This window comes from Streptomyces sp. NPDC092369 (assembly GCF_044755245.1).
Classification (GTDB): domain Bacteria; phylum Actinomycetota; class Actinomycetes; order Streptomycetales; family Streptomycetaceae; genus Streptomyces.
This window is the reverse complement of sequence record NZ_JBIVQP010000001.1, coordinates 531,254-552,052: the sequence shown is the minus strand read 5'-3', so window position 1 is coordinate 552,052 and position 20,799 is coordinate 531,254. Positions and strand designations below refer to the sequence as shown.

Annotated in this window: 17 protein-coding genes; 8 read left to right on the top strand and 9 right to left on the bottom strand. The window is 71.9% G+C overall.

The window, feature by feature from the left end:
* Position 1: 1 nt before the first annotated feature.
* The 3 genes from ACIQI8_RS02395 to ACIQI8_RS02385 form a co-directional block, all read right to left on the bottom strand.
* Entirely contained in the window at positions 2–2,224 is a 2,223-nt protein-coding gene (locus ACIQI8_RS02395) for an NHLP family bacteriocin export ABC transporter peptidase/permease/ATPase subunit (protein ID WP_402343792.1), read from the bottom strand.
* Entirely contained in the window at positions 2,221–3,027 is an 807-nt protein-coding gene (locus ACIQI8_RS02390; protein WP_402343789.1) for an HlyD family efflux transporter periplasmic adaptor subunit, read from the bottom strand. Before ACIQI8_RS02390 ends, ACIQI8_RS02395 begins: the two co-directional genes overlap by 4 nt.
* Positions 3,028–3,138: 111 nt before the next feature.
* Entirely contained in the window at positions 3,139–3,354 is a 216-nt protein-coding gene (locus tag ACIQI8_RS02385; RefSeq protein ID WP_402343786.1) for a type A2 lantipeptide, read from the bottom strand.
* Positions 3,355–4,110: 756 nt separating this feature from the next.
* Between ACIQI8_RS02385 and ACIQI8_RS02380 the strand changes: the two genes are divergently transcribed.
* Positions 4,111–5,505 (top strand): S1 family peptidase, encoded by a 1,395-nt coding sequence (locus ACIQI8_RS02380; protein WP_402343783.1) that lies wholly within the window; start codon positions 4,111–4,113, stop codon positions 5,503–5,505.
* A gap of 283 nt (positions 5,506–5,788) precedes the next feature.
* Here the strand turns inward: ACIQI8_RS02380 and ACIQI8_RS02375 are convergent, their stop codons facing one another.
* Entirely contained in the window at positions 5,789–7,945 is a 2,157-nt protein-coding gene (locus ACIQI8_RS02375; RefSeq protein WP_402346638.1) for a SpoIIE family protein phosphatase, read from the bottom strand.
* Between the two features lie 179 nt (positions 7,946–8,124).
* On the opposite strand from ACIQI8_RS02375, the gene ACIQI8_RS02370 reads away from it, so the two are divergent.
* Positions 8,125–10,584, top strand: a complete 2,460-nt coding sequence (locus tag ACIQI8_RS02370; RefSeq protein ID WP_402343780.1) for a SpoIIE family protein phosphatase — start codon at positions 8,125–8,127, stop codon at positions 10,582–10,584.
* On the opposite strand, the gene ACIQI8_RS02365 is transcribed toward ACIQI8_RS02370, so the two are convergent.
* Positions 10,571–11,038: a MarR family winged helix-turn-helix transcriptional regulator gene (locus tag ACIQI8_RS02365; RefSeq protein WP_402343777.1), complete on the bottom strand. Its 468-nt coding sequence runs from the start codon at positions 11,036–11,038 to the stop codon at positions 10,571–10,573. The two genes, ACIQI8_RS02370 and ACIQI8_RS02365, sit on opposite strands and share 14 nt — an antisense overlap.
* Positions 11,039–11,236: 198 nt before the next feature.
* Between ACIQI8_RS02365 and ACIQI8_RS02360 the strand changes: the two genes are divergently transcribed.
* The 4 genes from ACIQI8_RS02360 (at position 11,237) to ACIQI8_RS02345 (ending at position 14,499) form a co-directional block, all read left to right on the top strand.
* A complete protein-coding gene (locus ACIQI8_RS02360) occupies positions 11,237–12,205 on the top strand; it encodes an alpha/beta hydrolase (RefSeq protein WP_402343774.1) in 969 nt (322 codons plus the stop codon).
* Positions 12,206–12,284: 79 nt separating this feature from the next.
* Positions 12,285–12,458, top strand: a complete 174-nt coding sequence (locus ACIQI8_RS02355; RefSeq protein ID WP_402343771.1) for a hypothetical protein — start codon at positions 12,285–12,287, stop codon at positions 12,456–12,458.
* Positions 12,459–12,557: 99 nt separating this feature from the next.
* The gene (locus ACIQI8_RS02350; RefSeq protein WP_402343768.1) at positions 12,558–13,625 is read left to right on the top strand and encodes a glucose-1-phosphate thymidylyltransferase; all 1,068 of its coding nucleotides are present in this window, start codon (positions 12,558–12,560) and stop codon (positions 13,623–13,625) included.
* Between the two features lie 70 nt (positions 13,626–13,695).
* The gene (locus ACIQI8_RS02345) at positions 13,696–14,499 is read left to right on the top strand and encodes a class I SAM-dependent methyltransferase (protein ID WP_402343765.1); all 804 of its coding nucleotides are present in this window, start codon (positions 13,696–13,698) and stop codon (positions 14,497–14,499) included.
* 59 nt (positions 14,500–14,558) lie between these two features.
* Here ACIQI8_RS02345 and ACIQI8_RS02340 read toward each other — a convergent pair whose 3' ends face one another.
* The 3 genes from ACIQI8_RS02340 to ACIQI8_RS02330 all read right to left on the bottom strand — a co-directional run bounded on the left by ACIQI8_RS02340 (position 14,559) and on the right by ACIQI8_RS02330 (position 17,809).
* Positions 14,559–16,511 (bottom strand): glycosyltransferase family 2 protein, encoded by a 1,953-nt coding sequence (locus tag ACIQI8_RS02340; protein ID WP_402343762.1) that lies wholly within the window; start codon positions 16,509–16,511, stop codon positions 14,559–14,561.
* 119 nt (positions 16,512–16,630) lie between these two features.
* Positions 16,631–17,215, bottom strand: coding sequence for a hydrolase (locus ACIQI8_RS02335; protein WP_402343759.1), 585 nt, complete (start codon positions 17,213–17,215; stop codon positions 16,631–16,633).
* Positions 17,216–17,347: 132 nt separating this feature from the next.
* Entirely contained in the window at positions 17,348–17,809 is a 462-nt protein-coding gene (locus tag ACIQI8_RS02330; protein ID WP_402343756.1) for a MarR family winged helix-turn-helix transcriptional regulator, read from the bottom strand.
* Positions 17,810–17,949: 140 nt separating this feature from the next.
* Between ACIQI8_RS02330 and ACIQI8_RS02325 the strand changes: the two genes are divergently transcribed.
* Positions 17,950–18,450 carry a metallophosphoesterase family protein gene (locus ACIQI8_RS02325; protein ID WP_402343754.1) on the top strand — a complete coding sequence of 167 codons (501 nt, stop codon included), beginning with the start codon at positions 17,950–17,952 and terminating at the stop codon, positions 18,448–18,450.
* Between the two features lie 59 nt (positions 18,451–18,509).
* Positions 18,510–19,424, top strand: a complete 915-nt coding sequence (locus ACIQI8_RS02320; RefSeq protein ID WP_402343751.1) for an aminoglycoside phosphotransferase family protein — start codon at positions 18,510–18,512, stop codon at positions 19,422–19,424.
* 70 nt (positions 19,425–19,494) lie between these two features.
* On the opposite strand, the gene ACIQI8_RS02315 is transcribed toward ACIQI8_RS02320, so the two are convergent.
* Positions 19,495–20,595: an XdhC family protein gene (locus ACIQI8_RS02315; RefSeq protein ID WP_402343748.1), complete on the bottom strand. Its 1,101-nt coding sequence runs from the start codon at positions 20,593–20,595 to the stop codon at positions 19,495–19,497.
* Positions 20,596–20,799: the final 204 nt, after the last annotated feature.

The following is a 20,799-nucleotide window of genomic DNA, read 5'->3' as shown; positions in this document are numbered from 1 at the left end:
CTCAACGCTCCCTGACCAGCGCCGCGTAGGCGCCGCCGTGCGCCACCAGGTCCTCGTGGCGCCCGCGTTCCACGATCGTGCCGTGCTGGAGCACGACGATCTCGTCGCTGTCGCGCACCGTGCTGAGCCGGTGGGCGATCACCACACAGGCACAGCCGCGCCTGCGCAGGTTGTCCATCACGACCAGCTCGGTCTCGGCGTCCAGCGCGCTCGTCACCTCGTCGAGGACCAGGATGCTGGGCCTGCGCACCAACGCCCGGGCGATCTCCAGGCGTTGGCGCTGCCCGCCGGAGAAGTTGCGCCCGTCCTGCTCGACCCGGCTGTGGATGCCGCCGGGCCGGCGCGTCACCACGTCCAGGAGCGCAGCGTCCCGCAGCGCGTCCACCACCGCGTCGTCCGGGATCGACGGGTCCCACAACGCCACGTTGTCGCGGACCGTGCCCTCGAACAGGAAGACCTCCTGGTCGACGAAGGAGACCGAGGCCGCGAGCGCCCCGCGTGGGATGTCGTCCAGGCGCTGGTCGTCGATGCGGATCACCCCCTCCCACGGCGTGTAGAGACCCGAGATCAGCCGGGAGACCGTGGACTTGCCGCTGCCCGAGCCGCCGACGAGGGCGACCTGCTGCCCGGGGCCGACGGTCAGGTCGAAGCCGGTGAGCAGGGGCTTGTCGAGCGGGTTGTAGCCGAAGGTGATGTTCTGCAGCTCGACGTGCCCCTGGAGGCGGCGCGTGGAGTCACCGGCGCCCGGGCGGTCGTAGAGCGGGTCGGCCTGGAAGTTCTCGACGTCCTTGAGCCGGGCCACGTCGGCGGCGAAGTCCTGGATGCGGCCCGCGACGCCGTTCAGGCGCGTGATCGGCGCGGTGAAGCGGGTGACCAGGGACTGGAAGGCGACCAGCAGGCCGACCGAGATGCCGCCCTCCACGGCCCGCATGCCTCCGATCCACAGGATCAGCGCGCTGTTCAGCGAGGCCAGCGTCGGCGCGACCACCCCGAGCCAGGCGCTCGGCACGCCGAGCCGCTGCTGCTCCTCCAGCGTGGTGGCGTGCTGCCCGGCCCACTTGCGGAAGTAGCCGTCCTCACCGCCGGTCGCCTTCATCGTCTCGATCAACTGCAGCCCGGAGTAGGCCGTGTTGGTGAGCCGCGCGCTGTCGGCCCGCAGCTTCGCCGTCCGGGTGGCCCGCAGCCGGATGACCACCCGCATCGCGACGATGTTCAGCAGCGCGACGCCGATCCCGAGATACGTCAACTTCGGGTCGTACGTGTAGAGCAGCACGGCATAGAGGACGACGACCACCGCGTCCACGCCCGCCGCGGCGAGATCGCGGGCCAGCGTCTCGGCCACCTGGTCGTTGGACTGCAGGCGCTGGACCAGGTCGGCCGGGCTGCGCTGGGAGAAGAAGGTCACCGGCAGGCGCAGCAGATGGCGCAGGAAGCGGGCGCTGGAGAGGGTCGAGGAGATGATGCGGCCGCGCAGCAGGTTCGCCTGCTGCAGCCAGGTCAGCACGATCGTGAGCAGCACGCTCGCGCCCATGGACGCGAACAGCACCCCGAGCAGCGAGGTCTGACCCCCGATCAGGAACGTGTCGATGTAGGTGCGGCTCAGCGCGGGCACCGCCGCGCCGACCAGCACGAGCAGCAGGCTCGCGAGGACCGCGGCCGGCATCGTGCCCGCCGTGCCGCGCAGCCGGGCCGGCATCGCGCCCAGTACGCCCTGTCTGCGGCCGCCCTTGGTGAAGTCGTCGCCGGGCTCCATGACCAGCACGACACCGGTGAAGCTGCCGTCGAAGTCCTCCATGGGAACGAAACGGCGGCCCTTGCCCGGGTCGTTGATGAAGACACCGCGGCGGCCGAAGCGGCGGCCCATGCCGTCGTAGACGACGTAGTGGTTGAACTCCCAGAACAGGACGGCCGGGGTCCGCACCTCGGCCAGAGCGGCCGTGTCCATCTGCATGCCCTTGGCCGTGAGGCCGTAACTGCGCGCCGCCTTCAGGAGATTGCTCGCGCGGGAGCCGTCCCGCGAGACACCGCAGGCGATGCGGAGCTCCTCCAGCGGGACGTGCCTGCCGTAGTGGCCGAGGACCATCGCGAGGGAGGCGGCACCGCACTCGACCGCCTCCATCTGGAGCACGGTCGGTGTGCGGACGGTCTTCGACCTGCCCTTGGGCACAGGGCGTTTGGGCGCAGTGGCGCGGCGTCTGCTCCGCGTCTCCTGTGCGGTGCTCACGGCAGCAGCCAATCGACGGGACGCTGGTCGGCCAGCCGGATCGAACCCGAGGCCATGGTCATGGAGGTGAGGGCGAAGGGTGGTCCGTCGGCGGACGACCACTTGTAACCGCTCTTGGTGGCCGAGGACTTGTCGAGCCGGACCAGCACGGCCACCGGCCTGCCCTTCTTGGTGAGCTGCTCGCCCAGTTGGCTGTCCCCGAGGAACGCGCCGATCTGCTGGGCGGACTGGGCCGAGCGGTCCACCGACTTCACATGGCCGCGCAGGACGCCGTACTCCTGGGTCGGCACGGAGGAGACGGTCAGGTCGACGGCGGCGTCCGCCGGAATGGAGGCAGCGTTCTCGGCGGGCACGTACACCGTCGCGTAGAGCGGGTCGCCGGCGTGGGCGACCTTCTCGACGGCGGCGACATTGGCGCCGGTCTGGATGATCTGGCCGATGGTGGCGGCGAGTGCGGTGATCCGGCCCGCGGCGGCCGTGCGGACGACCGCATTGCCTTCGCTCGTACGGACTTTGAGGACGGGGGAGTCGGCCGGCAGTCGTACGCCCTCCTTCGCGAGCACCGCCGTGACCTGGCCCGCGACCGGGCTCTGCAGGATGTAACTGCCCTCCCCGTGCGTGAGGACGGCGGGCGCGCCGACCGTGGAGGCCACCGAGCCGGTCACCGCCCACACGGAGGCGGCGGCCATCGCGACCACCGTCACGGACAGCACGAGCCAGCCCTGGGGGCGGGCGAAGCGCACCGGGAGGTCGAGATCCTCCGGTGACTGGAGCTTGGTGAGGGCCTGCTGGCGGAACTGCACGGGAGCTTCCCTTGATTCAGGGCGACTGCTGATTCAGGGCATCTGCTTCAGGGCGTCCGAGAGCCCCGAAGCCGGTATCGGCTCCGGGGCTCGACGGCACAGAAGGTGCGATCAGAGACCGGCGACCAGGTTGGTGACCGGGGCGGTGTTCAGACCGGTCACGCCCTCGACGGTGCCGACGACGGTGTCCACCAGGCCGGAAACGGGGACGATGCCGTCCACCAGGCCGGTGACGTTGCTGACGGCGTTCACGGAAAGGCCGCCGGAGACGTTGTCGAGCTCGGCGTCGGAGATCTCGACGGTCTGAACCTGGGGGGTGGAGTTCATGATGGAACTTCCCTTCGTATGGATATTCAGCAAGGGGGAGCGGCCCCTCTGGGGGACAGATGACGCCGCGACCGCGGACGCCGGGAACCCGTTTCCGGGAGCCGTCGGCGGACCCTGCGGTGCGATGGATCAAAGCACGCGCCGGGTACGGGCTTCCAATCAACCAAACGTCTCACCAGGCCACTTGAGCCCCATGGGCAACATTCCGTGCAGGTGTGCGCACGCCTCGCGGGCGAGTTCTTCACATGCCTCACGGCATCGGTTCACAGGAGGGCTTGCGGGCCTCGCGGCGAATGCGACAGTCCCGCCCAATGACATGGCGGCGACCGTTTCCGTGTGGAGAACCTCCGCCCACGGTGACTTGGTTGGGTAGTCGATGTGCAGATTCGCTGAAGCCATGATTCCGGTACGCGATCGGAACGGACCGTTGTCGACCGGTCGCGGATCGTGTCGGCGCGCGGTGGGTGAGCCGTCGGTGCGCACCGCTTCGTTCAGGACATCCGCGTCGGTCGCCCCAGCGTGGACATGGTGTGGACACGGCATGGACAGGGCGTGGTGGCGAGGGGAAGCGCTTGCCCGTCGCGCCGGCGAGTCAGGCGCGGGTCATGGCCGATTCGTCGTAGGGCAAAGCGAGTTGGCAAACGGAATTGAACGCACCCGGTGGCACGTGCGTACCAAGAGCCAACCAGGCGCCCCGAACAGAACAGCTGCCGAACGGCGGCACCCCCACTCCGGTCCCCCAGGAGGTCGAGTAGTTTGAGTCACAAGCGAATTCCGAAGCGCAAGGTCGCGATCGCGGCAGGCAGCGTCGTGGCGCTCGGCGCGGCCGCGATTCTGCTGCCGAACGCCAATGCGTCGCAGGGCAATTCGTCCGACGCGGCCCCCAAGACCCTGAAGGCGACCGACGCCTCGGATCTCGCCTCACAGCTCCAGGATCTGCTCGGTCAGTCCTTCGCCGGTTCGTACTACGACTCCGGCAGCCAGCAGTTGGTCGTCAACGTCATATCCGGCGACAACAACAACGTGGTGGTCCAGGCCGAGAAAGCGGGCGCCAAGGTCCGCGAGGTCGACAACAGCCTCGCCGAGCTCCAGGCCGGAGCGCGGACCCTCAAGGCCGATGCCACCGTGCCGGGCACCGCCTGGGCCGTCGACCCGCGCACCAACAAGATCGTCGTCACCGCCGACAGCACGGTCACCGGCTCCAAGTGGAACCAGGTGGAGTCCACCGTGCAGGGCCTCGGCGCGGACATGGCGACGCTCAAGAAGTCGGCCGGCACCTTCAAGCCCCTCGTCTCGGGCGGCGACGCGATCTTCTCCCAGGTCGAAGGCGGCACCGTCCGCTGCTCCCTCGGCTTCAACGTCACCGCGAGCGACGGCGCCCCCGCCTTCCTGACGGCCGGTCACTGCGGTGTGGCGGCCAAGCAGTGGTCCGACTCCGAGACCGGCGACCCCATCGCCACCGTCGACCAGGCGACCTTCCCCGGCGAGGGTGACTTCTCCCTGGTGAAGTACGACGACCCGGCCACCGTGGCGCCGAGCGAGGTCAACGTCGGCGGCGGCCAGACCGTGCAGATCGTCCAGGCCGAGGAGGCCACGGTCGGCACGCAGGTCTTCCGGATGGGCAGCACCACCGGTCTGAAGGACGGCACGATCACCGGTCTGGACGCCACGGTCAACTTCCAGAGCGAGACGGACCCGAGCGGTGTCGACACCGTCACCGGGCTCATCCAGACCGACGTCTGCGCCGAGGCGGGCGACAGCGGCGGCTCCCTGTTCACGCAGGACGGCGGCGCGGTGGGCCTCACCTCCGGCGGCAGCGGCGACTGCACCGTCGGCGGCGAGACCTTCTTCCAGCCGGTGACCACCGCCCTCGCGGCGACGGGCGCGACGCTCGGCGACGCGGGTGCGGGTGACGCCGGTGCGGGTGACGCGGGCGCCGGTGACGAAGGTGCCGTCGACCCGAGTGCGAGTGCCGGTGACGAGGGTGCGGCCGGCGACCAGATCGGCGGCGAGGAGTCGGGCGCCGCGGTCGACCCCTCCGCGACGGCGGGGGACGACCAGACCGGGACGGGCGAGGACCTGAACGGGACCGGTGAAGACCAGAGCGGGAGTGGTGTGGACGACGGCTCGCAGCTCACCGGGTCTCACTGAACGATCCGCGGCAGGCGCGGTGATCGGTTGTAGATCGTCTGCGGCGCCGTCGTGGCTGGTCGCGCCCACGCGGCGGAGCCGCACGCGGACACCGTCCCGCGCCCCGTGAGGGCGTGGCTTGACCGCCTCGTGCCGAGGACCGCACATCGGGCCCCACCCCGTTCGGTCCTCGGCGCGGGTTCCCCCCACACAGACCCACTGCCGGTCGGCTCATCGTCCCGGGCGGCGGTGGACGGTCCGGCTCTCCGGCGGGAGGGCCGGACCGCATTCATGTGCCCGTCCTTCACGCGCCCGTCGGAGTCGCCCGCAACAACAGCAACGCCACGTCGTCCACCCGCTCCCGCGCCGCCGTGCTGTGCCGCACGAGATGGTCGGCCAGTTGCTCCAGCGGCAGGTCGCCCGAGGCCGTGAGGACTTCGCCGAGGTCGGCCAGCGCGTCCTCGATGTCGACGCCCGGGGACTCGATCAGGCCGTCCGTGTAGAGGGCGAGCACGGAGCCGGGAGCCAGGTCGACCTCCGTCGTCGGGTAGGTGGCCGCCTCGTCGATGCCGAGCAGCGGACCGCCGGCCAGGTCCAGGACCCGTACCCGCCCGTCCGGTCGGCGCAGCAGCGGCGGTGGGTGCCCCGCGCGTGCCATCACCGCACGTCCGCGTGCCGGGTCCAGCCGCAGATAGAGGCAGCTGGCGAAGAGGTCCGCGCCCAGGTCGATCAGCAGCCGGTTGGTGCTGCGCATGACGTCCGCGGGCGCCTGGCCGACCGTGGTGTACGCCCGTACGGCGGTACGGATCTGGCCCATGAGGCCCGCCGCCGTCACGTTGTGGCCCTGGACGTCACCGATGACGGCCGCCGCCACACCGTGCGAGGGCACCAGGTCGTAGAAGTCGCCGCCGATCTCCATGCCCTGGGTCGCGGGCAGATAGCGCGCTGCGGCTTCGATGCCGGGCAGCGACGGCAGGGTGCTGGGCAGCAGCGCCTCCTGCAGCCCGTGCGCGAGCCGGTGCTTGGCGTCGTAGAGCTGGGCGCGCTCCAGGGCCTGGGCGATGAGGCCGCCCAGACTCGTCAGCACGGCCCGCTCGTCGGCGGGAAACGGGTGCCGCTCGGTGTAGGCGAGCACACAGGTGCCCACCGGCCGCCCTGAGGCGATCAGCGGCAGGTACGCCCAGGCCGCGAAGCCGTCGGGTGTGTCGTGGCGGTCCGGATAGAGGCGTTCCAGTTCTCCGCGTGAGTCGAAGAACGCCGGCACCCCGGTGGTGAGCGCGTGCGTGCCCGGCGTCCGCTCGGCCAGCGGCAGGCCGTCGAACCGCTCCACGACGTGCGCGTCCGGATAGCCGTGGTGCCCCAGCACATGCAGCCGCCCCGCCCGCGTACCGAGCACGACCAGGGCCTGGCTGCCCACGGCCGGCGCGATCTCGTCCGCGACCAGCTGCACCACGTCCTGCACCCCCACCGCCTCGGTGAGCGCGCCCGCCAGGCTGAGCACCTGGGAGATGGTGACCAGCCGGGGCGAGGCGTCGCCGGGCCGCGGCCCGGCCCGGTTCATCTCCGCCACCGGCCGCGCCCTGGTGATCCGTACGCTCAGCCCCGTCGTACTGGGATGGAGGCGGAACGACAGCCAGTCGCCCGGCGGGCGCAGCGCCATGAACGAGGTGGTGTGCTGGCTGAGCAGCGCGGCCCGGTAACGGTCCTCGTACACCGGGTCGTTGAGCCAGGGCACCGACGCCCACAGCTGGGTGCCCAGCAGCGTGCTGACCGGGATGCCGATGAGTTCGGCGGCGGCCGCGTTGGCGAAGCTGATCCGGCCGTGCAGATCCAGCGAGCACAGCCCGTACGGCAGCCGGGCCACCATCCGTGCCGCCTCCAGCGTGCCGAGCGTGCCCGCCGCGCCCGCCGACGGGGGAGCGGCCAGCAGATCGTGCTCCGGGAACACCGGCCGGTTCTCCTCGACGGCCCGCTCAAGCCGCACCGCGAGCCGGTCACAGGCCGCGGTCAGATGGTCCCGCTCCCGGTCGGAGAGCTCCGGCGGGTGGGAACCGGGCCAGGTCACGAACACCGCGCCGTACGCGGTCGACCGCGTCGCCACCGGCAGCGCGGCCAGCGCGAAGGGGTAGGGCAGCACCACGGCGATGCGCGGATAGCTGCGCGCCATGTCCTCCTCGCCGCCCACCCAGATCAGCCGCCGCTCGCGCACCGCCTGCGCGACCGGGATCGGCGCGCTCAGCCCGACCCGCTCCCACGGCGCCGCGAACGCCCGGGGCAGCCCCGCCATCACCGACATCTCCAGTACGGGCTCGTCGGCGGCCAGCAGATACACCGCGCCCGAGTGCGCGTGGACCTCGTCCATCATCGACGCCAGCGCCAGGGACAGCAGCGGGCGGCCCACCCGCGTCCTCGCGGTCGCCGGCGGCTGTGCGGACGTATGCCCGTCGGACACGCCGACCACCTCCTCGCACGGACGCGCGACGGGTCCCAGGGACAAATCTGCCTCCCCCGGGCCGGACGCGCACGGCGAGCGGAACGGCTCGGAGAGGCACGGCAGGTTCGGTACGTATCGGGCGGACCGGCCCTTCGGCCTCCACGGAACGTCCACAGGGGCTGCGCAGGCGCCGCATACGCGCTGTAATGACGGACGTGGTCAGTGAGGGCGCTGCGGGACGCGGAACGAGAACGGTGCGTGCCGAAAGCGCCCTGAAAGCGCTCACCTCCGAACCCGCATCGCCCGATCGGGTGCGCCGCGTCCTGGAACAGGCGCTGGTCTTCGCGGGCGCCTCGCTCGCCGCCGTGTACACCCCCGCGCAGGACGGCGACGTACTGTGCCTGGTCGAGTCGGCCGGCGTACCGCGGACGCTGTTCGGACTGCGCGACGGCTACCCCCTGACGGGCGGTTCCCCGGTGGCCGACGCACACCGCACCGGGACCGCCGTGTGGCTGGGGCCGAAGGAGCTGTCGGGGAGCGCGGAGTCACGGCGGACGTCCGCGCGGGACTTCTTCCTGGCCGTACTGCCCGCGCGCGGGGACGCAGGAGGCGGCTGCCTGGTGGCGGTGAGTGAACGCCCCGAGGGATTCGACACCGACGACCGCAAGTCCCTTGAGCTGATCGCCGACGCCGTGACCTGCCCCGCCGCGGACCGGGCCGCGGAGGGCGGGGAGCTTCCCGCCAACGCGTTCGGCCTCGCCATGGACACCGGGCGTGTCGAGATCGGCGACGAGATCCTCGATCTGTTCGGCCTCACCCGGGACGACTTCGACGGCAAGGTCGAGACCCTGCTCGGTCTCGCGGTCCCCGAGGACCTGCCCTCGCTGATGTCGGTGGTCGAGGCCGACCACATGTCCATCGGCGACCGCGAGCTGGAGTTCCGGGTGCTCCAGCCCTCCGGACCGCCCAAGTGGCTCAGACTGAGCGGACGTCTGGTGCCCGGCGGCGAAGGGCGGCCCGCCCGGCTCGTGGGGACCGTCGCCGACGCCTCCAAGCTGCGCTCCGACGTCACCGACGTGGCCCGCGTCCAGCGCCTTGCCGCCGCCCTGGCCACCGCGGGCACCGTCCGGGACGTCAGCCAGGCCGTGGTCACCGCGCTGCGCAAGCCGCTGCACGCCGACCGGATCGCGCTCGCCGAGCTGGAGAACGAGCGGCTCGTCGTGATCGTCCTGGACCCGCCCGAGCCGGAGTCCTGGCCCGAGCTGTGGCGCCTGGAGTGGCGCTCGGAGTGGCCGGACGCGCCCGTGCGGGCCATGCCCACCCTCGCCGCCGCGCTGCGTGAGGGCCGCGCCCGGATCTGGCCGGCCGGCTCCGACCTGGAACCCGCGCTCGCCGAGGTCGGCCCGGGCGGCCTGGCCGTCCTGCCGCTGCCCGCCGGGGGCCGCATGGCCGGCGCCTGCCTCATCGGCTGGGACGCCCCGCACGACTTCGGCACCGACGAACGCGCCCTGCTCACCGCCTCCGCGGGCCTCGCGGGTCAGGCCCTGCTGCGCGCCCACGCCTTCGACGCCGAGCACGAACTCGTCGGCATGCTCCAGCGCCAGCTGCTCCCGCGCCGCCTGCCCACCCTGCCCGGCGCGGCCGCCGTCGCCCGCTACCTGCCCACCACGGCCGGTCTGGAGGTCGGCGGCGACTGGTACGACGTGATCCCGCTGCCCGACAACCATGTCGCCCTGGTCATCGGCGACGTCCAGGGGCACAACGCGGGCGCCGCCACCCTGATGAGCCAGATGCGCACCGCCCTGCGCGCCTACGCCGTCGAGGGGCATCCGCCGGACGTCGTGGTCTCCCACGCCAACCGCCTCCTGATGGACCTGGAGACGGACCTCTTCGCCACCTGCTGCTATGTCGACGTCGACATGGAGGAGGGCTTCGCGTGGTACGTCCGTGCCGGACACCTCCCGCCGGTGCTGCGTCACCCGGACGGCGGTATCGAGATCCCCGATGTCGAGGGCGGGCCGCCGCTGGGCGTGGTCGCGCAGGCCGACTTCCCGATGAGCCCGCTGCGGCTCCAGCCCGGCACCGTCATCGCGCTGACCACGGACGGCCTCGTCGAGTCCGCCGACGCCGACATCGACGAGGGCCTGGACCGGATGGCCCGCGATCTCTCCGCCGCCGACCCCGCCCACCTCGATCTGGTCGCCGACGCCTTGCTCGTGGGCGCCCGCCGCAGCGACGACGTGGCCCTGCTCCTGCTGCGCTACGACGGCATGACACTGCGCCCGCTGCGCGAGACCTGGACGGTGTGGCGGGTGCCCGAGGCCGTCGGCCACGCGCGCCGCTTCACCCGGCGCGCGCTGCGCGGCTGGGGCGTGCCGCGGGATGACATGGACGCCGTCCTGCTCGTCGTCTCGGAGCTGGTCACCAACGCCCTCGTGCACACCGACGGCCAGGTCCGCCTCGACCTGACCCTGCTCGGCGACCGGCTGCGCGTGGCGGTCGCCGACTCCTCGCCCCGCACCCCGGTCAAGCCGACCAGCATCGGCTGGGAGGCCACGGGCGGGCGTGGCATCCTCCTCGTCGAGGCCATGTCGGGGACCTGGGGGACCGTCCCCGTCAGCGGCGGCAAGCAGGTGTGGGCCGAACTCGCGGTCAGCCGTTCGTGACGTTGGCCGTGATCAGCCGCAGCAACTGCTTGGCCAGGGCGTCCTGTTCGGGCGTGAGACCCATGGCGTCGCCGATGGCGAGCGGTACCGTCGCCGCCCGCTCCCGCAGGGCGGCGCCCGACTCGGTGAGCCGGATGGCGACCGAGCGCTCGTCCTCGGCCCGGCGCTCCCGGCGCACAAGTCCGCTCGCCTCCAGCCGTTTCAGCAGCGGCGACAGGGTGCTGGACTCCAGCTGGAGCGAGGCCCCGAGGTCCCGTACGGAGATCGAGTCCTGTTCCCAGAGCACCAGCATGACCAGGTACTGCGGGTAGGTCAGGCCGAGTTCGTCCAGGAGCGGGCGGTAGCGCGCGGTGACGGCGCGGGAGGCGGCGTACAGGGCGAAGCAGAGCTGGTCGTCCAGGAGCAGCGATCCCTGGCTCGGCTGCACGCTCGGCTCCGCTGAGGCTTGGCTCACGGCACGGCTCCCGGTTGCTGTCCTGTTCACGACGGTCACCACCCTAGTCACCACCCTAACGGTCAGGTTCGTCCGATTCTATCGTGCCCTAATTAGTTGCGCACGACTAAATCGAGGGCTACTGTCCATGGCGTGCCGCACCACCGGCTCCCGCACCTCCGCCGGAGCCGTCGCGGCACCCAGACCGAGGAGGCAGTCATGACCGACAGCACCGCACCCCGCCCCGTCCTCGAACCCGCCGCCCAGGCCTTCGCCGAGGCCACGGCGAATCCGCCGTACCTGTTCGACCTGGCGCCCGCAGAGGGCCGCAAGGCGGTCGACGAGGTCCAGTCCGGCGACATCGCGAAGCCGGACGTCGACGAGGAGTGGATCACCGTCGAGGGCGGCCCCACCGGGCAGGTCCGCGCCCGCATCGTCAAGCCGGCGGGCACTGCAGCCACCCTTCCGGTGATCCTCTACATCCACGGCGCGGGCTGGGTCTTCGGCAACGCCCACACCCACGACCGCCTGGTGCGCGAACTCGCCGTCGGCGCCGGTGCGGCCGTCGTCTTCCCCGAGTACGACCTCTCGCCCGAGGCCCGCTACCCGGTGGCGATCGAGCAGAACTACGCCGTCGCCCGCTGGATCGTCGAGCAGGGCGCGGGCAAGGGCCTGGACGCCTCCCGGCTGGCCGTCGCCGGCGACTCCGTCGGCGGGAACATGGCCGCCGTGCTGACCCTGATGGCCAAGGAGCGCGGCGACGTCCCGCTGGTCCAGCAGGTGCTGTTCTACCCGGTCACCGACGCGAGCTTCGACACCGCCTCCTACCACCAGTTCGCCACCGGCTACTTCCTGCGCCGCGACGGCATGCAGTGGTTCTGGGACCAGTACACGACCGACGAGAGCGAGCGCGCCCGGATCACCGCGTCCCCGCTGCGGGCCACCACCGAGCAGCTCACCGGCCTGCCGCCCGCCCTGGTCATCACCGGCGAGGCCGACGTCCTGCGCGACGAGGGCGAGGCCTACGCGGCCAAGCTGCGCGAGGCGGGCGTGCCGGTCGTCGCGGTCCGCTACCAGGGGATCATCCACGACTTCGTGATGCTCAACGCCCTGCGCGAGACCCACGCCGCCGGTGCGGCCATCGCACAGGCCGTCGCCACGCTGCGTACCGTTCTGGGCGCCGTCTGACCGAAGGGGCGTTTGTCCCCGGCGCCGCCGGGGACCCGTCCCGCAGCAGTCAACGGATGCAGAGAGAAGATGAACCGCGGTGACCTCGCCCACCAGTGACAAACCCGTCGTACGCCGACCCAGGACCGGCTGGTCCAAGGCCCGCAGCCCGCGCGGCGCGGTCCGCACCTGCCTGCCGGCCGTCGAGGAGCGGATCGGACCCCACTCGGAGCCCGCGGGGCCGGAGTGGAACATCGTGCGCGGCGAGGACTGAGCGTCACCTGGAGTCCACCGGCCCGCCATGCCTGATTCGTGACCATCGAGCCTCACCGTCCCGCGTCACACCCGGACGATCGAGGCTAAGGTGAAGCAGATGAAGGCTCTTGTGCTGTCCGGCGGAGCCGGTACACGCCTGCGGCCGATCACGCACACTTCGGCGAAGCAGCTCGTGCCCGTGGCCAACAAGGCCGTGCTCTTCTACGGACTGGAATCGATCGCCGCGGCCGGCATCACCGAGGTCGGCGTCATCGTCGGGGACACCGCCGCCGAGATCCAGGAGGCCGTCGGCGACGGCTCCAAGTTCGGGCTGCGGATCACCTACATCCCGCAGGAACGCCCGCTCGGGCTGGCCCACGCGGTGCTGATCGCGCGGGACTGGCTCGGCGACGACGACTTCGTGATGTATCTGGGCGACAACTTCATCGTCGGCGGCATCAGCGCCCTCGTCGACGAGTTCCGGCACAACCGCCCCGACGCCCAGATCCTGCTCACCCAGGTCGCGGACGCCCGCGCCTTCGGCGTCGCCGAACTCGACGCCACGGGCCAGGTCGTCGGCCTGGAGGAGAAGCCCGAGCACCCCAAGAGCGACTTCGCCCTCGTCGGCGTCTATCTGTTCACCCCGGCCGTCCACGACGCGGTGCGCGCCATCCGCCCGTCCTGGCGCGGGGAGTTGGAGATCACCCACGCCCTCCAGCACCTGATCGACACGGACGCCGACGTACGCAGCACGGTCATCCAGGGCTACTGGAAGGACACCGGCAATGTCACCGACATGCTGGAGGTCAACCGGACCGTCCTGGAGACACTCGAACCGCGCACCGACGGCGAGGTCGACGAGGAGTCCGAACTCATCGGACGCGTGGTCGTCGAGGAGGGCGCGCGGATCCTGCGCTCCCGGATCGTCGGCCCCGTCCTGATCGGCGCGGGCACGGTCGTCGAGGACTCCTACGTCGGCCCGTTCACCTCGGTCGCCGAGAACTGCGCCGTCACCGACAGCGAGATCGAGTTCTCCATCGTGCTGCGCGACTCCTCGATCCGCGGCGTGGGCCGGATCGAGAACTCCCTGATCGGCCGGCACGTGGAGGTCACTCCGGCCCCCAGCGTGCCGAGCGCCCACCGGTTCGTCCTCGGCGACCACAGCAAGGTGCAGATCCATTCATGACCGTTGTCGCCGACGGCCCGCGCCGCCACCCTGCACGGAGCAATGCCACACATCCGCTAGGAGTCCCTTCGTGAATCGCCATGAGTTCCTCCGGGAACTGCACAAGGCCAGCGCCAACCGCAACTACCTGGAGATCGGGGTCAACGACGGGCGCAGCCTCGCCCTGTCGCGCGTCCCGAGCATCGCGATCGACCCCGCGTTCAAGGTGGTCACGGAGGTGCGGAACGACGTCCACCTGGTGAAGGCCACCAGTGACGACTTCTTCAAGCGCAACAACCCGCTGGCCCACCTGCGCAGCGGCCGCCACCCCCTGCGCAACCTGCGCCGGGGCCGCAAACCCTTCGGCTACTGGCGGCGCACCACCCTCGACCTGTCCTTCATCGACGGCATGCACCTCTTCGAGTACGCGCTGCGCGACTTCATCAACGTCGAGAAGCACTCCGACTGGGCCAGCGTCATCGTCTTCGACGATATGCTGCCGCGCAGCGTCGACGAGGCGGCCCGGGACCGGCACACCAAGTACTGGACCGGTGACGTCTACAAGGTCGTCGAGATCCTCAACCGCTACCGTCCCGACCTGGTGACCGTCCTCGTCGACACCCAGCCCACTGGCCAGCTGGTCGTCTTCGGCGCGGACCACACCAACACCGTGCTCAGCGACAAGTACGACGAGATCATCGCCGAGTTCGAGGTGCCCGACCCGCAGAAGGTGCCCGAGGCGATTCTGGAGCGCGTCCAGGCCGTCAAGCCCGAGACGCTGACCCGCGCGGACTTCTGGCGCCCGCTGGTACGGGCCCGCAACCTCGGCCTCGGCCGCTCCCGCGGCTGGAAGCCGCTGAGCACCGCCCTGGGCCAGATCACCGGCGGTCGCTGAACCCCTCGCCCCGCGCAGGACGCCTCCTCAGGAGAGCGGTCGACCTGCGCGGGGCGCGGTCAGATCCCGTGCTCCGCGCCCACGGCTGCCCTGCGGCCGAGGGTCGCGGCGAGCAAGCGCCTTACCCGGCGGGCGAGTTGGCGTATGAAGCCGGGCCGGGGAGGCCGTACCACCTCGACCGTGCCGGCCGCGGCGCGCAGGGCGAGCGGCAGCGGCAGGAAGCGCGGCTCGTCGGCGTCGGGGGCCAGGCAGAGCGCGGAGCGCCAGGTGGCGCCGTCGAGTCGGTCGACCGGCAGGGCGGCTTCCAGGAGGGCCGAGTCATCGGCGGGGGAGAGCGTGCCCGGGGTCTCCACCGAGGCGTCGGAGGACGTGAGCTTCAGCAGGACGCGGGTCGCGGCAGGGGTGTACAGCGGTAGCGGCGCGCGCAGTCGGCCCGCCGAGGCGTCGGTGTCGTCCGGACTCAACCCGTTCAGGCCGAGCCGCTTGACCGCCCGGTCGACGTCGAGCGAGAGGGTGCCGTGCCGGTCCGTCCAGTACGGCAGCACCACCCGGCCGGCCACCACCCCGGCCGACGTCGCCGCCCGGGCCTTGCGCGGACCCGGACCGACCCGGCTCTCCTTGGTCCAACCGCCCAGCCTGATCCGGGCGTAGGTGTCCCACAGTCCGCCGCGCAGCGGGGCACCGCCGGCCGCGGTGGCCGCGTCGACGGTGACCACGCCGCGCAGCACCAGCCGGACCTGGCCGCTGTCCTCCACCGGCACGATCTCGCGGGTGACCTCGATCGGCTGGAAGTACTGGGCGCCCGTGGCCCGTTCACGCAGGAGCAGGTCCGCGGTCGCCCGGCCGAACCGGCTCACCGCCCCGGCCCCCACCCTGGCGATCGCGTCGGCCACATCGCGGGGCGGCTCGTCCGGACGAGTGCGCACACTGCCGCCGGGATACGTCAACGGCCCACCGTCCGCGGTGAGTTCGGCGGCGAAGTCGAACCGCAGCAGACCGTCCCGCCACTCGACGAGATCGGGCGCCGCAGTCAGTTCGACACCCGCCTCCCACTCCGCGAAGGCCGTCACGTCGGTGAGCCGGTCCGCGGCGACCAGCGCGGCGACCACCTGCTGGGTCGGCTGCAGGCCGGCGGCGACACCGGGTCCGAAGCGCTCCACGACGACCTGGCGGATCTCCTCGAAGAGCTTCCTGCGGTGGTCGTCCGGCAGGGCGAGCAGGCGCCTGCCGCGCAGGCGGTCCACCATCTCCACCCGCAGCCAGCGCCGGTACAACGTGTCCCGCACCGGGCCCGGTTCGGTGTACCGCTCGACGACGTCCAGCGCCTCGCGAAGGTTCTTGTAGTAGGCGGCCGGGTCGAAGGGCTGGATGCCCGCTTTCGACCGGTCGTCGCGCCGGCCGTGGTAGTAGCAGACGTAGTCGCCGATCACGGAGACGCTGGCCGCGCGCAGATAGGCCTCGGTCACGAAGACGTGGTCGTCCAGGCGGCGTCGGCCCTCCGGGAACCGCAGGCCGATGCCGTCGAGGAACGCCTTGCGGTACATCTTGTGCGGGGTGAGGCTGTCGATGAGCGGGGCGTCCTCGACGGTGGCCCGCGGCCGGTTGCGGCGGAACAGTTCCACCGGCACCGGCCGGCCCCGCGCGGCCATCTTGCCGACGACCACGTCGGCGCGGTTGGCCACCCCGTACCCGTACATGCGCTCCAGGGCCTCGTCGCCGAGGAGGTCGTCCTGGTCGACGAACATCACGTACTGCCCGCGGGCGGCGGCGATGCCGACGTTGCGGGGCTTGCCGGACCAGCCGGAGTTGTCCTGGTGGACGACCCGGACCCGGGGGTCCTCGGCGGCGAGCGCGTCGAGGCGGGCCGGGGTGGCGTCGGTGGAGCCGTCGTCGACGAAGATCACTTCGTAGGCGTCGGTCGGCAGGGACTGCTTGAGCAGGGAGGCGATGCAATCGCCGATGCGGGCGCCCGGGTTGTGGACGGGGACGATGACGCTGACCTTGACCGGCATCGGGCTTCCGAGCCCCCTCGGGTCGCTCGCCGAATGGGTGGTGCGGGTGGCCAGATGCTAACCCGGGAGGGGGCTTTGCCCCACGCGCACCTCTCTGACGAGAGGATGACCATGCGGCGTCAGTCGTGTGTCTTGGCGAGGAGTTCGAGGATCTCCGCCGTGGTGCCCCGCTCGCCCAGACGCGGGAAGATCCGCTCGACGCTGTTGTCGTGCGCCTCGGCGCTCAGGTCGCTCATCGCGTCGGTGGCCAGCGTGACGTGGTAGCCGTGCTCGTAGGCGGCGCGGGCGGTGGACTCGACGCCGATGCTGGTCGCGATGCCCGTCAGCACGATCTGCGTGACACCGCGCCGGCGCAGCTGGACGTCGAGGTCGGTGCCGTGGAAGGCGCCCCAGTTGCGCTTGGTGACGGTGATGTCGCCCTCGTGGCCCGCGAGTTCACCGACGATCCGGTCCCAGCCCTCGGGCGGGGTCCCGGTCCGACCGGCGGCCTCGGTACGACCGGAAAGGGCGTCCGCCCCGTCGGCGGCGAACGAGACCCGGACCAGGATCACGGGCAGACCCCGGTCACGGAACGCGTCGGCGAGCCGGGCCGTGCGGGCGACGACCTCCTCGCCGGAGTAGGGCTGGGTGGGCGCGCCGACTATGCCGGCCTGGAGGTCGATCACGACGAGAGCGGTGCGCGGGTCGAGAGCGGTGACGGTCATGGACGTGCCTTTCGGGAGGGTGCGGTGGTGCTGGGGGAGGGGGGATGGGCGGAGGGCGGTTCCCGGCTGTGCCGACTGCCGGGGAGGGGGCTTTTCAGGTGGGGCCTGTCACCCGGCGAATTCCAGGGGCCGTCACTCCTGCGTCAGCCGTTCCAGCAGCGCTAGCCCCTCCAGGAGCTTTCTCCGCTCGTCCTCGGTGAACCGGTCCTGGAGGGCGCGGGCCAGCCACTCCTCGCGTGCCTGCTGGTCACCGTCGACGCGTCGGCGCCCGGCGTCGGTCAGGGTGACGAGCTGGCGGCGGCCGTCGTCGGGATCCTGGCTGCGCCGGATCATCCCCTGCCGGTCGAGCGCGGCGAGCGTGGTGGCCATCGACTGCGGACGTACCCCCTCGGCCGTGGCCAGCGCACTGGCCGTGGCGGCGCCCAGCTTGGCGACCAGGGTGAGCGCGGAGACCTGCGGCGGCGTGAGTTCCTCGTTCTCCGCGACCACCCGGATCCGGCGGCGCAGCCGACTGAACACCACCCGCAGGTCACGGGCGGCCCGGGCGGCCGAGTCGGAGATGCCGGCGGGCGGTTCGGTGGCCGATGCGTCCATGGGGCCACCGTAGAACCGTGATCCCGAAACTGTCCAGTCCAGACTGAACAGTTTCACCTGTAGATCTTTGCGAGCCGGTCGAGCCGGTCGACGGTCGAGCCGGTCGAGCGGACTCTGGGCATCCTCCCTAGGCTGATCCCGTGCGCCTCCTCCTGATGTCCGACACCCACCTCCCCAAGCGCGCCAGGGAACTGCCCGCGCCGCTGCTCGCCGAACTCCCGCGCGCGGACGTCGTGTTGCATGCCGGTGACTGGGTCGACACCGCCACCCTCGACCTGTTGGAGGACCGTTCCCATCGGGTCGTCGGCGTGTACGGCAACAACGACGGGCCGCCCCTGCGCGCCCGGCTGCCCGAGGTGGCGTACGCCGAACTCGGCGGCCTGCGCTTCGGTGTCGTGCACGAGACGGGGGCCGCCCAGGGGCGGGAGGCGCGCTGCGCCGCACGGTTCCCTGACCTCGACGTGCTGGTCTTCGGGCACAGCCACATCCCCTGGGACACCACGGCCGCCACCGGCCTGCGCCTGCTCAACCCGGGCTCTCCGACGGACCGCCGACGCCAGCCGCACTGCACGTACATGACCGCCACGGTCGCGGACGGCCGGCTCACCGAGCTGGAACTGCACCGGCTGCCCCCGAGGTAGCCCACCGGTGTCGGGTAATTCGCTGGATCCGCGGCCACCGCCCGGCTGAGATGGACGGCATGCTGATCGACGCCCCGCTCGTACGCCGTCTGCTCGCCGCCCAGTTCCCGCGGTGGGCGGCGCTGCCCGTCGCCCCGGTTCCGCTGTCCGGCATGGACAACGCGACCTTCCGGCTCGGCGACGACCTGTCCGTGCGGCTGCCGCGCTACGCCCACTGGGTCGGCCAGGTCGAACGCGAGCACCGCTGGCTGCCCCGCCTCGCCCCGCAATTGCCCCTGGCCGTCTCCGAACCGGTCGCGATGGGCGAGCCCGGCGAGGGCTACCCCTACCCGTGGTCCGTCTACCGCTGGCTGGAGGGCGAGACGGCGACCACCGAGAACCTCGCCGATCCCGTGCGTACGGCCCTCGACCTGGCCGGATTCCTGCGCGCGCTGCAGGCCGCCGACGCCACTGGCGGACCCGGTCCCGAGGCCAGCAACGCCTTCCGCGGTGTCCCGATGGGCGACCCGCGCGACTCCATCGCTGTCGAGGCACGCGTCCGGCCCAAGATCGAGAAGCTGAGGAGGAGCGGCCTGGTCGACACCGACGCCCTGACGGAGGTCTGGGAGGCCGCCCTCGCCGCGCCCGCCTGGGACCGGCCCCCGGTGTGGATCCACGGCGACCTCGACACGGGCAACCTCCTGGCCAGGGACGGCCGGCTCAGTGCCGTCATCGACTTCGGCACGCTGGCCGTGGCCGACCCCGCGGTGGATCTGCAGCCCGCCTGGAAGTTCCTGCCGGCCCAGGCACGGGACGTCTTCCGCGAGGCGGTCGGCGCCGACGACGCCACCTGGGCGCGCGGCCGCGGCTGGGCGCTCGCGGGCTCGCTCCCGGTACCGGACGATCCCTTCTTCCGCGACCACCCGGCCCGGATCAAGGCAGCGCTCAACCACCTGGAGCGAATCCTGGCGGACTACCGGGAGACCGGGGCCTGACGGCGTCCGACCAGGTCAGGCTGCCAGGCTCGCCGCCGCCCCAGCGTGGTGGGCAGCAGCTGCGCCCCGTCTACGGGGACGGATGGATCTTCCCCGCCGTGGCCGAGAGCGGCGTACCGCTGCCGCCCCAGCGCAGGGCGATGATCTCGGCCGCGACGGACACGGCGACTTCCTCGGGGGTGCGTGCTCCGAGATCGAGTCCGACGGGGGAGCGGAGGCGGGACAGTTCGGGCTCGGTGAGGCCGGCGTCGACCAGGTGCCGCATGCGGTCGTCGTGGGTACGGCGGCTGCCCATCGCCCCGATGTAGGCGGCCGGGCGGCGCAGCGCCTCCGTCAGCAGCGGCACGTCGAACTTGGGGTCGTGGGTCAGCACGCAGATCACCGTGCGCGCGTCGGTGTCGGTGCCGTGGAGGTAGCGGTGCGGCCAGTCGACGACCACCTCGACGCCCGCCGGGAAGCGTTTCGGCGTGGCGAAGACCGGGCGGGCGTCGCACACGGTGACGCGGTAGCCGAGGAAGCCGCCGATGCGGGCGACGGCGGCCGCGTAGTCGATCGCGCCGAAGACCAGCATGCGGGGCGGCGGGGCGAAGGAGTGGAGGAAGACGGCGACCGTGTCCTCGCGGCGCTCGCCGTGCGGCCCGTAGTGCCGCAACCCCGTTGCTCCCAGGGCGAGTTCGCCGCGGGCGTCGGCGGTGACGGCGAAGTCCAGACCCGCCGAGCCGAGCGTGCCCGAGACCTCGTCGGGGCCGACCGCGAGGGTGGCCCCGCGCGGCGCGGGACCGTCGATCACCGTCGCGACGGTCACCGGACGGCCCGCGGCGACCGCCTCCGCGATCACCGGGAACGTCGGATCGGTCGCCGGGGTGACGGGGCGGACCAGCAGCGTGATCTCGCCGCCGCAGGTGAGCCCGACCGCGAACGCGTCCTCGTCGCTGTACCCGAAGGTCTCAAGGCGTGCCTCGCCGCTCGCCACCACCTCCTGGGCTAGTTCGAAGACGGCTCCCTCGACACAGCCGCCGGACACGCTCCCCACGGCCTCGTCGCCGGGCCCGACCGCCATGGCCGCGCCGGGATCGCGCGGCGCGCTGCGGCTGACGGCGACGACGGTCGCGAGGCCGAACGGCACGCGGTCCGCATACCACTCGCTCAGCCGCGGGAGGATGTCACGCACGCGCCGCTCCTTCGGTCAGGCCAGGTCAGCCGGTGTGCCGACGGCCGGGTCAAGGGTCGCATCCGGGCCGCGAGCGATTCCGGATCACCACGCCTTCCATCATCACCCTCCCGGTTAATCCGTTGGCATCGAGGGCGTCCGTCTGCTGCACTGCTCAGGCACCCGTACCGAAGGACCCGAGGAGCTGAGATGCGCGCACCGTTC

Bases quoted from the DNA above. Each gene is read 5' to 3' on its own strand.
- ACIQI8_RS02385 (WP_402343786.1), bottom strand. From the start codon at position 3,354: ATGAACTCCACCCCCCAGGTTCAGACCGTCGAGATCTCCGACGCCGAG.
- ACIQI8_RS02370 (WP_402343780.1), top strand. From the start codon at position 8,125: ATGACGGACGTGGTCAGTGAGGGCGCTGCGGGACGCGGAACGAGAACG.
- ACIQI8_RS02360 (WP_402343774.1), top strand. From the start codon at position 11,237: ATGACCGACAGCACCGCACCCCGCCCCGTCCTCGAACCCGCCGCCCAG.
- ACIQI8_RS02350 (WP_402343768.1), top strand. From the start codon at position 12,558: ATGAAGGCTCTTGTGCTGTCCGGCGGAGCCGGTACACGCCTGCGGCCG.
- ACIQI8_RS02340 (WP_402343762.1), bottom strand. From the start codon at position 16,511: ATGCCGGTCAAGGTCAGCGTCATCGTCCCCGTCCACAACCCGGGCGCC.
- ACIQI8_RS02335 (WP_402343759.1), bottom strand. From the start codon at position 17,215: ATGACCGTCACCGCTCTCGACCCGCGCACCGCTCTCGTCGTGATCGAC.
- ACIQI8_RS02330 (WP_402343756.1), bottom strand. From the start codon at position 17,809: ATGGACGCATCGGCCACCGAACCGCCCGCCGGCATCTCCGACTCGGCC.
- ACIQI8_RS02320 (WP_402343751.1), top strand. From the start codon at position 18,510: ATGCTGATCGACGCCCCGCTCGTACGCCGTCTGCTCGCCGCCCAGTTC.